5 protein-coding genes and 1 pseudogene are annotated in these 5,879 nt (G+C 62.2%); 3 read left to right on the top strand and 3 right to left on the bottom strand.

Features of this window, described 5'->3' with window-relative positions; all coding sequences use genetic code 11:
• The 3 genes and pseudogenes from AHiyo1_RS11995 to rraA form a co-directional block, all read right to left on the bottom strand.
• Positions 1-224, bottom strand: a pseudogene (locus AHiyo1_RS11995) (sugar porter family MFS transporter); the annotation flags it as partial.
• 258 nt (positions 225-482) lie between these two features.
• Complete coding sequence (locus AHiyo1_RS11990) at positions 483-2,135, bottom strand: MDR family MFS transporter (protein WP_059388715.1); 1,653 nt, start codon at positions 2,133-2,135, stop codon at positions 483-485.
• Positions 2,136-2,241: 106 nt separating this feature from the next.
• Positions 2,242-2,724, bottom strand: coding sequence for a ribonuclease E activity regulator RraA (gene rraA / locus AHiyo1_RS11985; protein ID WP_059388714.1), 483 nt, complete (start codon positions 2,722-2,724; stop codon positions 2,242-2,244).
• A 163-nt stretch (positions 2,725-2,887) separates the two neighbouring features.
• Between rraA and AHiyo1_RS11980 the strand changes: the two genes are divergently transcribed.
• From AHiyo1_RS11980 to AHiyo1_RS11970, 3 genes are all read left to right on the top strand, one after another.
• The gene (locus AHiyo1_RS11980) at positions 2,888-4,216 is read left to right on the top strand and encodes an MFS transporter (RefSeq protein ID WP_059388713.1); all 1,329 of its coding nucleotides are present in this window, start codon (positions 2,888-2,890) and stop codon (positions 4,214-4,216) included.
• 123 nt (positions 4,217-4,339) lie between these two features.
• Positions 4,340-4,942, top strand: a complete 603-nt coding sequence (locus AHiyo1_RS11975; protein WP_059388712.1) for a TetR/AcrR family transcriptional regulator — start codon at positions 4,340-4,342, stop codon at positions 4,940-4,942.
• Between the two features lie 239 nt (positions 4,943-5,181).
• The coding region (locus tag AHiyo1_RS11970) for an NAD(P)-dependent malic enzyme (protein ID WP_148667568.1) at positions 5,182-5,879 on the top strand (698 nt) is incomplete at its 3' end.

Below are 5,879 nucleotides of genomic sequence, written 5' to 3'. Positions count from 1 at the left end.
CTTCCCCGCGAGGTACGCCCTGCCGCGCAGCCGAGCAGCGCGACCGCCACAGCGAAGCCGGTGACGGCTTCGCTCAGCATGAATTCGTCCTTCATCGCGTCGACGGCGCCGTTGACCACGGAGGAATCGAAGCCGAAGAGGAAACCGCCCACTGCTCCGGCAACGGCCAGGCCAATTACTTTGCGTGGGACGCCGGAACGGCTGTCGGAGCTGGATTTGGGCATGGCTCTCCCTTGAGGAAATGTGGTGGATTGTGCGGCGCGGTCGTCGTCGGCAGCTGGTTCCGACGGGGACGCCGGTGCACTCGCGCTACACAGTGTGGCACGCCGCCAGCGTGACTTCCAGTCAACCCCACCAGCCACACCGGACGTGTCACGCCACGCAAACTTTCGCGCCGCCGTCGGGCGCTCCACCGCGCAAACGCTGGAAACGACAACGGCAGGCAGTCCAAAAGACTGCCTGCCGTGACGCGGTTCGAGATATTAGTGGGCCGAGACGGATTCCTTCGCTGCAGCCTTCGGATCCGTGAGTTTCTTGTTCGGCAAAGCGAAGGTGATGAGGAACGCGAGGCCGGTGAGCGCCGCGGCGGTCAGCATCACGGTGTCGATCGACTGCGCGAAGCCTTCAAGGATGGGCCGGGTGAGCGCCGGGTTGGCGTGGTGCAGCCAGCTGGTGTCGTTCAGCGAATCGTTCGTGGCGCCGTGCTTGAAGAAGTCGTACAGCTTGGCGTTGGCAGGATCCGCGGCTACCGCAGGATCCTTGAGCACCTTGAGGTAGTCCGCGCTGCCCATGGCGTCCTTCATGCCCGAGGCGATCTTGTCGGCGGCCAGGCTGAAGAGCATCGAGATGAACACGGCGGTACCCACGGCGCCACCCATGGAACGGAAGAACGCTGCGGTGGACGTGCCCACGCCCATGTCCTTAGGCGGTACGGAGACCTGCATGGCCAGGGTGAGCGGCTGCATGCAGAAGCCCAGGCCCATGCCGAAGAAGACGGCGATCAGGCCGGGAACCCAGAGGCCGGTGTCCACGCCGAGGGACAGACCCATGACGATTGCGGCGGCGGTCAGGATGCCGGTGCCGAGGATCGGGAAGATCCGGAAAACGCCCGACGCCGAGATGGTCCGTCCCGCTGTAATGGAACCGAAGAGGATGCCCACCGTGAAGGTGATCATCATGAGGCCGGCCTCGGTGGGGGTGAGGCCCTTGACCAGCTGCAGGTACATCGGGAGCATCGCGATGGCCCCGAACATACCGATGCCGATGATGAAGTTCAGCAGGGAAGACAAGCCGAAGGTGATGTTCCTGAAGAGCCGAAGGGGGATCAGCGCGTAGTCGCCGGCACGCCGCTCAACCAGCAGGAAGGCGATGATGCCGATGACGCCAAGCCCGTAGCAGATCCATGCGTTCCCGGAGGTCCAGCCCCAGCTGCGGCCTTGTTCGGCCACGAGCAGCAGCGGAACGATTGCCAGCGTGATGGCTGCCGCGCCCCAGTAGTCGATCTTCTGCTTGACGTGCTTCGCGGGCAGGTGCAGATAGAAGAACACCACAGCCAGTGCGGCCAGCCCGATGGGCAGGTTGATGAAGAAGACCCAGCGCCAGCCGTCGAAGCCAAGGATGTTGGCCGAGCCTGCGAAGGCACCGCCGACCACGGGCCCGAGCACCGAGGAAACGCCAAAGACGGACATGAAGTAGCCCTGGTACTTGGCACGATCCTTCAGGGCAACGATGTCGCCGATGATCGTCAAGGCGAGGGCCAGCAGACCGCCGGCGCCCATACCCTGGATGCCGCGGGCGATGGCGAGCTCGGTCATGGAATGCACGGAACCGGCGTACAGGGATCCGGCGAGGAAGATCAGGATCGCGGCGAGGTACAGCGGGCGGCGGCCGAAGATGTCGCTGAGCTTGCCGTACAACGGGGTGGTCACCGTGGATGTGATGAGGTAGGCCGTAGTGGCCCACGCCTGCAGGGACAGGCCGTCCAGGTCGTTGGCGATCGTGTAAATGGACGTGGACACAATGGTCTGGTCCAGGGAGGACAGGAACATGCCGAGCATGAGGCCCACCATGACGGTAAGCGTCTGACGGTGTGTCAAGACCTCTCCGGCGGCCCGCACAGGCGTGGCGTTGGACATTGCTTCTCCAAGGGTGGATGTAAGGGGACTAAGCAGGATAGTTGCTTTCAGTAACTATCCTAATGGCTCCTGTATTCCCTGTCCTACCCGATTGGCGAGAAAAATGTCACCGCTCCACCAGAATCCCGTCAGGATCGCAGTAGATCAGGTTGCCGGGTTCGATGTGCACTCCGTCAATCACCAAGGCGATGTCCACTTCGCCACGGCCCACTTTGGAGCTCTTCTTGGGGTTGCTACCAAGGGCTTTGACGCCCAGAGGCAGCTCCGCGATCGCCACGCGATCGCGGATGGCCCCATTAATCACGACGCCGGCCCAGCCGTTCGCGACGGCGCTTTCGGCAATCATGTCCCCCATGAGGGCAGTGCGCAGGGAGCCATAACCGTCCACCACCAGCACGGCGCCCTCGCCCGGTGTTGCCAGAATGGTCTTCACCAACGCATTGTCCTCAAAGCATTTGATGGTGCGAACGGGGCCGTTGAAGTGGGACATGCCGCCGAGGTCCTGGAACTGCAGTGATATCGACTCGACTTCTTCGGCACGCTCGTCGTAGAGATCGGCGGTGTTGATGGGGTTCGCTGGGCTGTTCATCGTTGATCCTCCTCGGTCCGTTGGAGTTACCCTAACGCGTGCGGACGAGCCATAGCGGGTCCTGGGCTTGCCGGTTGTCCACATACGCGCCTTCATGACAGCCGGGCAGGCTCCCTCGGCGCTAGGCTGAATTCACACGTCCAGAGGCTAGGGGAGTACCGTCATGAGCCTGTCCGATCTGCCCGGTTCATTGCCTGAAAGACCGGTGGCGGATCCTGCCCTCGATCCTTCGCGAACGCAAGGCCCGACGACGGCGCTCGCCGAGCCCGTGGAGCGCGTCCGCTCGCTGTGGGTCACCGGAGTAGTGCTCGTCAATGTTGGCATCAACGCCGCCTTCTTCGGCCCGATCCAGGTTCTGCTTGGACAGCAGGCCATCCACTTTGACGAAGGCCAGAAGGAAGCCATCCTTGCGCTCGTTACGGGATGTGGTGCGGCGGTGTCTATGGTCGCGAATCCCCTGTTTGGAGCGTTCAGCGATCGCACCACGTCCCGCTTCGGACGGCGAGTCCCTTGGGTGCTTTTCGGAGCCATCCTGGGTACCGTCGCATTGCTTGCGCTAGCGGGAGCTCCCAACGTGGCGGTCATGACTATTCTGTGGTGCCTCGTCCAAGCCGGCTGTAATGGGGCCTATGCGGCGATCACGGCGGCTATTCCGGACCGCGTGCCTGTGCCCCAACGCGGCGCGGTCGGCGGCCTTGCGGCCATGGGCCAGACGGTGGGCATTCTCGTTGGCGCAGTCATCGCTTCCGTAGTTTCGGGGAACTTTGCCCTCGGCTACATCGTGTGCGCCGCTGCGCTGCTGGCCGGCGTCGTGCTCTATCTTTTCAAGAATGGCGACGTGCCTCTCGCTCCCGAGGCCAGGCCACCGTTCATACTGTGGACATTCGTCAAGGGCTTTTGGATCTCGCCGGTCAAATACCCGGACTTCGCGTGGGCATGGTTGACGAGGTTCCTGGTCAATGTCGGCAACCACATGGTCACTTTGTACTTGCTCTTCTTCCTCAAGGATGCCGTGCATATCGAGGAAATGCAGGGGATCAAGCCGGAGTTTGGCGTCCTCATCCTGACAGGCCTTTATGCCGTCATGGTGATCATCACCAGCGTGGTGGGCGGTGCCATCAGCGACCGCATGGGCAAACGCAAACCGTTGGTCATTGCTTCCTCCGTCGTCATCTCGATAGCTGCGTTGATCCTCGCGTTCGAACCCACGTGGACGGGGGCCATTGCGGGTGCCGTGGTGCTCGGCGTTGGCTTCGGTGCGTATCTGGCGGTCGACTTCGCCCTCATTACCCAAGTGCTGCCTGCGGCCTTGGATCGGGGCAGGGACCTTGGGGTCATCAACATCGCCAACTCTTTGCCGCAGGTGATCGCGCCGGCGATTGCCTCCATTTTCGTTGTGTTCTGGGGTGGTTACGTCTCGCTGTATGTGGCCGCAGCGGTCATTGGCTTGCTGGGAGCGGTTTTCGTCGTGAAGATCAAGGGCGTCGCGTAGACCTGGGAATCCGTTCTCAGGGAACTGACAACTTGCTGCCGTATCATTGTCAGGACGCGCTCGGTCTATGGGGGGGGCCGCGCAATCTCCCCGAACGAAGCCCAAACCAACAGAACGCCGGAAATGTCCGAACCGAACTCCTTGGAACCGTATTCGCTGGATCTGGCCGCGGGGTTGCCCCAAATGGCGGCTGCTCCCACCACGCCGAGACAGCTATTGCGCTACGCCCGGATACTCAAGACTGCCGCGGGATTCGCCCAGCGGCAGTTCGATACTGTGAGCCTCTCGGATGTATCCACTCGGGCCCACGTTCCGCTGGGGACGCTCTACCGTTACTTTCCGTCCACGGTCCATCTGATGCTCGCCGTCTACCGGCAGCAGCTCCGCGAACTCAACGACGCCAAGCCGGCATCTTCGAGGTGCAGCCAGCAAGAGCTCACCGGTCTCGGGATGGAAATTTTCCACATGCGAGTCATGCAACCCGCTGTAGAACACTGCCTGTCCCGCACCTGGGACACCCGCGATGGTGACATCCCCGTACTCTTGCGCGATATCGAGGCGCTTTCGGCCGAGATGGTCGCGGCTGCGATCGGCGATGCCGGGAGGGCCAGGATTCTGCTCCACGTCATCAGTGGTCTGGTCCAGTCCGTCAACTGTCGCCGGATCTCACTTTTCGACGCAGAGAAGGACCTCAAGAACGCCTGCAAGTTGATTGCGGACGCGTAGCTTTTCGGGGAATCACCGTAATTGGTCTAGACCACTACGACCAAAAGTATGAGTTTATGACTGGATGTCTCTAGTCTTCCTATCAGGCCCCTGTCTACGAAGACAGGACCCAAGCGGCTAGCAGCCCATATCCGCAGGAGTTTCACCGCACGGACCAGCCACCCTTGGTCCGGCACCGAAGCCTCTATACCTGCCCGAATTGTGCCGTGGGTTCACGGCTAGCCTGAGGAGACAACGACGTGTCCGTCGAGACCATCACCCCCGAACAGAATCTGACTGCCCTGGCGCTGAGCGAAGAGGAAATCTTCACCGCCCACGAAGGCGGCAAGCTCTCCGTGTCCAGCACCGTACCGCTTTTGAACAAGCGGGACCTTTCCATTGCCTACACGCCCGGCGTCGCCGAAGTGAGCCGCGCGATCCACGCGAACCCGGAGCTTGCACGCACGCACACCTGGGCAGAGCGGCTCGTTGTGGTCGTCAGCGATGGGACCGCTGTCCTGGGCCTGGGCGATATCGGACCCAGCGCCTCCCTCCCCGTCATGGAAGGAAAGTCCGCGCTCTTCAAGGCTTTCGGTGATCTCGACTCCATCCCCTTGGTCCTCAACACCACCAACGTGGACGAAATCATCGAGACCCTGGTCCGTCTGCGTCCGAGCTTCGGCGCCGTGAACCTCGAAGACATCTCAGCACCCCGCTGCTTCGAACTCGAAGAGCGCCTCATCGAAGCCCTCGACTGCCCCGTCATGCACGATGACCAACACGGCACCGCCGTCGTGGTTCTCGCGGCCCTGACGAACGCCGCCAAGGTGACCGGCCGTGAGCTTGAGGGACTGAAAGTTGTCGTTTCCGGCGCTGGTGCTGCGGGCATCGCGGTCTCCGAGATCCTGCTGACCGCAGGCGTCAAGGACGTTGTGCTCCTGGATTCCAAGGGCATCAT

The organism is Arthrobacter sp. Hiyo1, assembly GCF_001263615.2.
In the GTDB taxonomy this organism is placed as follows: Bacteria; Actinomycetota; Actinomycetes; order Actinomycetales; family Micrococcaceae; genus Arthrobacter.
Note: the sequence above shows the minus strand (reverse complement) of the source record. Positions and strands in the feature narration are given on the sequence as shown.

Coding starts and splice junctions, on each gene's coding strand:
- AHiyo1_RS11990 (WP_059388715.1), bottom strand. CDS start 2,135: ATGTCCAACGCCACGCCTGTGCGGGCCGCCGGAGAGGTCTTGACACAC.
- rraA (WP_059388714.1), bottom strand. CDS start 2,724: ATGAACAGCCCAGCGAACCCCATCAACACCGCCGATCTCTACGACGAG.
- AHiyo1_RS11980 (WP_059388713.1), top strand. CDS start 2,888: ATGAGCCTGTCCGATCTGCCCGGTTCATTGCCTGAAAGACCGGTGGCG.
- AHiyo1_RS11975 (WP_059388712.1), top strand. CDS start 4,340: ATGTCCGAACCGAACTCCTTGGAACCGTATTCGCTGGATCTGGCCGCG.